3 protein-coding genes are annotated in these 4985 nt (G+C 38.4%); 1 reads left to right on the forward strand and 2 read right to left on the reverse strand.

The features are described from left to right. Nucleotides 1-355 precede the first annotated feature (355 nt). Nucleotides 356-2599, reverse strand: coding sequence for a carbohydrate binding family 9 domain-containing protein (locus tag L655_RS0100220; protein WP_024603692.1), 2244 nt, complete (start codon nucleotides 2597-2599; stop codon nucleotides 356-358). 135 nt (nucleotides 2600-2734) lie between these two features. Then, on the reverse strand, nucleotides 2735-3058 hold the full coding sequence (gene fdxA, locus L655_RS0100225) for a ferredoxin FdxA (protein ID WP_024599924.1): 324 nt from the start codon (nucleotides 3056-3058) through the stop codon (nucleotides 2735-2737). 194 nt (nucleotides 3059-3252) lie between these two features. Between fdxA and L655_RS0100230 the strand changes: the two genes are divergently transcribed. Then, the gene (locus L655_RS0100230; protein WP_024603693.1) at nucleotides 3253-4860 is read left to right on the forward strand and encodes an NAD(P)/FAD-dependent oxidoreductase; all 1608 of its coding nucleotides are present in this window, start codon (nucleotides 3253-3255) and stop codon (nucleotides 4858-4860) included. Nucleotides 4861-4985: the final 125 nt, after the last annotated feature.

Here is a 4985-nt window from a genome sequence, read left to right on the forward strand (position 1 = left end):
TAATCTTGGCATGTAGGTTCGGTGTAAAGTTTTCTGGCGAATTCAATTATACCTTATCTTCATGCTGTTTGTTTTTCATACCAAAAAGATCAACACGCCCTAGTATAGGTGGGATTAATAAAAATAAAAAAAACGTTTTAATTGTTTAAAATTTAATACATTCGGTATATAAGCTTTGTCGTTTTTTTTGCCGCATTAATCTATGCCTCACCACTACAGCTTTAAGTACTTATATTTACTCAACCTTTATCGCATTTGCTCCGCTGTCGTACATCATTTAAAAATTATTCTTGCGCATGATGCATTGCTACTCAAACTAGTTAAAAATCATCGCTAGTACTGTTATTATTAAAATTTAAAGCTGCCATGCATAGCTAACTTTTGTAAAAAACGTACGCTGATCTCGTTCAATATTTTTAAGTGAATCGTCTTGGTACCCTCTATCTGAATACCCTAAATAAAATAATGTTTGTGCGTTAATTTTATATGAGTAAACAAGCTGGCTACCATAATCCTTATTAGTTTGACTAACCTGATAAAAGTAAGCTTTTTCGTTACGATCTATATCTTCAAATTGTAAAATTAACTTAAGTATTGAACGCATACTGAATTTATAATGAAGCCTAAAATCAACCAAGTTCGCTGTAAATACACGATCCCCTTGTGGGTTGTCTAATTGGCTGTAATTATGTTTCACATCAAGCTGCCAGTGGTCGTTAATATCCCATATTACTTGAGTTTGGGTATCAAACACATCGCCAATCTGCTCATTCGCATAATCAATTCGGCTTGCGTATTCTGCATATAAGGTTAGCTTTAAATCTTTAGTGGGTTTGAACCCAGTATAAATATAGCCAATATTTTGATTGTAGAAATTGCCATTATAATTTTCATAGCGATGTACTAAACCAATTTCAAAAATAGATTGCATCTGACCTTTAAAGCTTAAAAAACCTTCGTATTCTTCTTCAAGTAAGTCACCGTTTTGTGCCCACGTTTTATCCCAATCAGCTTCGTATGACCATGAAGTAAGCAAATCAGCTTCATCTCGATACCATGTCTGCCCGCCTCCAAACACAACCTTTTCGTAATCTACTTTAGCTTGATAACCTAAATCAGTGCGATAGTCCTGCCCAATATTTTCATACGATGCAAACAATTTGTAATCACGTTTATCGCGCGTAAGTTCCAGGGCATATGCTTCATCTGACTGAGTTTCAGATAGATTATAATTTTGAATTAAAAATTCAGAGTTACGTGTATCAGCAGATGATACTTGATACAAAAGAGTGTCCGATTGATTAAACCAGTAGCTACCGTCCACTGATAATACAGTGTTGTGATAGTCATCACTTTCTCTGTGCGTGCTTGAAATACCAATAGTACCTTGCTGACCTAAGTCATATTGATAACGCCCAGCGGCCGCATTCGTTTTTTCATTTAAGCTTGCAAAGCCAGAGCCCTGATTCGTAGGCAGTAAAATATTACTATTGTCGTCATCAGCGAGCATCAAAGCATAACTATGATCACCCGTTTTACCCGTCAGCTTTGCACCTAAGGTAGGCTCTGCAATTGTACGCGTGTATAAAAGCTCAAATAAGCTGCTTTTAAAGTAAGAAGCACCATCTAAAAAGAAAGGTCGTTTTTCGGCGTAATAAATAGAAAATGTTGTATTTACATCGAGCTCTAAAGAGTCTGTTTCTACTTGCGAAAAATCTGGATTGATCGTCGCATTTAAAACAGCGTCCTTGGTTAAACCCCAACGCAAATCTAAGCCCACTTCGGTATCAATATCGCCATTATCCCAGTTACCCGGTAATTCAGATTTATTATCGTTACGAAGTGCGGTCAATGTAGGTGTTAATTGAATATTTTTACTCGATTCAATATCGCTAAAACCCACTAACTTATCAAACTGACAAAGGCTACATTTTATATTTCTATCAAACCCCATATTTGATAGCTGATATAAAACATCACGTTGATAGTTTCTCATGACTGAAAAACCCCACGTTAGCTCTTTTTCATTTTCAGGAAAGCGCAGTGCCTTAAAAGGAATACGCATTTCAACAACGTAACCTTTCTCGTTAATTTGCCCTGCGCTATCCCAAATAGCATTCCATGAGATATCTGAACTCCACCCATCGGTGTCGGTCATTCTTATCTCGCCTTGTGCACCAAGGGGATTCACATGAAATTCATAACCACTGCGTTCATCATTAAATGTATCAATAACAAGAATAACTACATCGTCTTCCCACAGCGTATCGCGGTCACGAAGTGATGCACGAATTTGCTCAGGGTTTGGATCCTCTGCAATAAAGGCAACATATAAGTTTGTGCCATCTTCGTAAATAAAAGCATCAGTTTTTACAGGAGGTGTGCCTTTTTCGTTAGGCTCATCTTGGTAGAGTAGAGGTATAGGTGTCGCGTTTTTCCAGTGCGCTTCATCCATAACACCATCAATAGTGATATTTGAATCAATACGAGATAAGGGTACTTGCTGTTTACTAGCCGCTACATCAAGGCTTGAGAGTAATAAAACGAAACTTAAAAATAGGAAGGTAAACTTTTTTATTATAGTTATAAAGTACTGCATAAACATCCATTTAGACTGTAATTACTCATAGGGAGTAACTTAAGCTGGGGATTGTAATTTATCCAGGTACATTTGTTAATACTTTGAAATGAAAAATTAACTATTTAATGATAAAGGAGTAACTAATGTTACCCATCAAGTTTCGAGTAGTTTAAGCTTATTGTCTATGCCATTCCATACATCAGCGTCCTCTGGTGCAGGTTTAACCTCTGTAATGCGCGGCCAGACCAATGCGAGTTCAGCATTTAATTCTGTGAACTCTTTTTGAGATTCTGGTAGCTCATCTTCTTGGTATATTGCATCAGCTGAACATTCAGGGACACATAAACCGCAATCGATACAATCAATCGGGCTAATAGCTAAAAAATTAGGGCCTTCAAAAAATGCATCTGCTGGGCACACTGACACGCAATCGGTGTACTTGCATTTTATACAATTTTCGGTGACTACAAACGCCATACTATTTTAATACCTAAGATTTTAAACAACAGTTGTGGATCATACCCATCCACCCCAAAAATACAATAAATAAGTGCCATATCACCCTATTTTAACGTAAAATACGCGCCTTATGTTTGCACACCCATTGTGCCCTGCATCCCCTTATTGTGAGCGGTAGTAATACCCCGCTATGACACCTAAAAGAGATATAAATGATACGTTTAACCGAAATAAAGCTGCCACTTGATCATGACGAAGATGCAATTGGTCAAGCAATTGTAAATAAACTAAAAATCCAACCAGAGCAATTGCACAGTTTTAATGTGTTTAAACGTGGTTATGATGCACGTAAAAAATCAGCTATTTTACTTATTTATACACTCGATATAGAAGTTGATAACGAAGCCGATCTACTCTCAGCATTTGAAAAAGACCAACATGTAAAAGTAGCGCCAGACACAAACTATAAATTTGTAGCCCACGCCAGCGAAAATATGACAGAGCGCCCTGTCGTTATTGGTTTTGGCCCTTGTGGTTTATTTGCAGGCCTATTACTTGCTCAAATGGGTTTTAATCCCATTATATTAGAGCGCGGTAAAGAAGTACGTGAACGTACAAAAGACACGTTTGGTTTTTGGCGTAAACGCACACTTAACACAGAATCAAACGTACAATTTGGTGAAGGTGGCGCAGGTACATTTTCAGACGGTAAGTTATACAGCCAAGTAAAAGATCCAAAACATTACGGCCGTAAAGTCATTACTGAATTTGTAGAAGCAGGCGCCCCCGATGAAATTTTATACGTAAGTAAGCCACACATTGGTACGTTTAAACTTGTTACCATGATTGAAAAAATGCGTGCTCGTATAATAGAACTTGGCGGCGAAATTCGCTTTAGCACACGTGTTGACGATATTCATTTAGATGATGGGCAAGTAACTGGCTTAACGCTTTCAAATGGCGAGCAGTTAAATACTCGCCATGTTGTATTAGCTGTAGGTCATAGTGCTCGTGACACGTTTGACATGCTCCACAAAAAAGGCATTTATGTTGAAGCAAAACCTTTCTCAGTCGGTTTTAGGATCGAGCATAAACAATCAATGATCGATGAATGCCGTTTTGGTACAAATGCTGGTAACCCTATTTTAGGCTCTGCCGATTATAAACTTGTTCACCATTGTGATAATGGTCGTACCGTTTACAGCTTTTGTATGTGCCCAGGCGGTACTGTTGTAGCGGCAACGTCTGAAGAGGGCCGCGTTGTTACCAACGGTATGAGCCAATATTCACGAAGTGAGCGCAACGCTAACAGCGCTATTGTGGTAGGTATTTCTCCCGAGCAGGATTTCCCGGGTAATCCTCTTGCAGGTATAGACTTACAGCGCAAACTTGAAGAACAAGCGTATGAGCTTGGTGGTAGCAACTACGATGCACCAGCACAGTTAATTGGAGACTTTTTAAAAGGTAAATCATCAGAAAACTTAGGTGAAGTACAACCTTCTTACACACCCGGTATTAAGTTAACTGACTTGAGTAAAGTACTACCACAATTTGCTATTGATGCTCTTCGCGAAGCTATACCTGCGTTTAATAAACAAATTCGTGGTTTTTCTACTAACGACGGTTTATTAACCGGCGTTGAAACACGTACTTCGTCGCCTATCAGTATTAAGCGTGATAAAACATTCCAAAGTATTAACACTAAAGGGCTTTACCCAGCAGGCGAAGGCGCAGGCTACGCTGGCGGTATTTTATCAGCGGGTATTGATGGCATTAAAGCGGCTGAAGCGGTCGCACTGTCTATGTTAGAAAACGCTTAAACCTCTTTTTTAAGCTGTTTATCGAAAAGCCTCACTTTGTGATAACACCGATCAGTTAAGGTATTTTTGATCGGTTGACCGATCTTTTGGTTGCTTCACAATACCCTTATCATCTTTTGATTATG

The sequence above is a fragment of the Pseudoalteromonas sp. TAE79 genome (assembly GCF_000498015.1).
Taxonomy (GTDB): Bacteria; Pseudomonadota; Gammaproteobacteria; order Enterobacterales; family Alteromonadaceae; genus Pseudoalteromonas.

Excerpts from the sequence above, each read along its gene's own strand:
- L655_RS0100220 (WP_024603692.1), bottom strand. The coding sequence starts at position 2,599 with ATGCAGTACTTTATAACTATAATAAAAAAGTTTACCTTCCTATTTTTA.
- fdxA (WP_024599924.1), bottom strand. The coding sequence starts at position 3,058 with ATGGCGTTTGTAGTCACCGAAAATTGTATAAAATGCAAGTACACCGAT.
- L655_RS0100230 (WP_024603693.1), top strand. The coding sequence starts at position 3,253 with ATGATACGTTTAACCGAAATAAAGCTGCCACTTGATCATGACGAAGAT.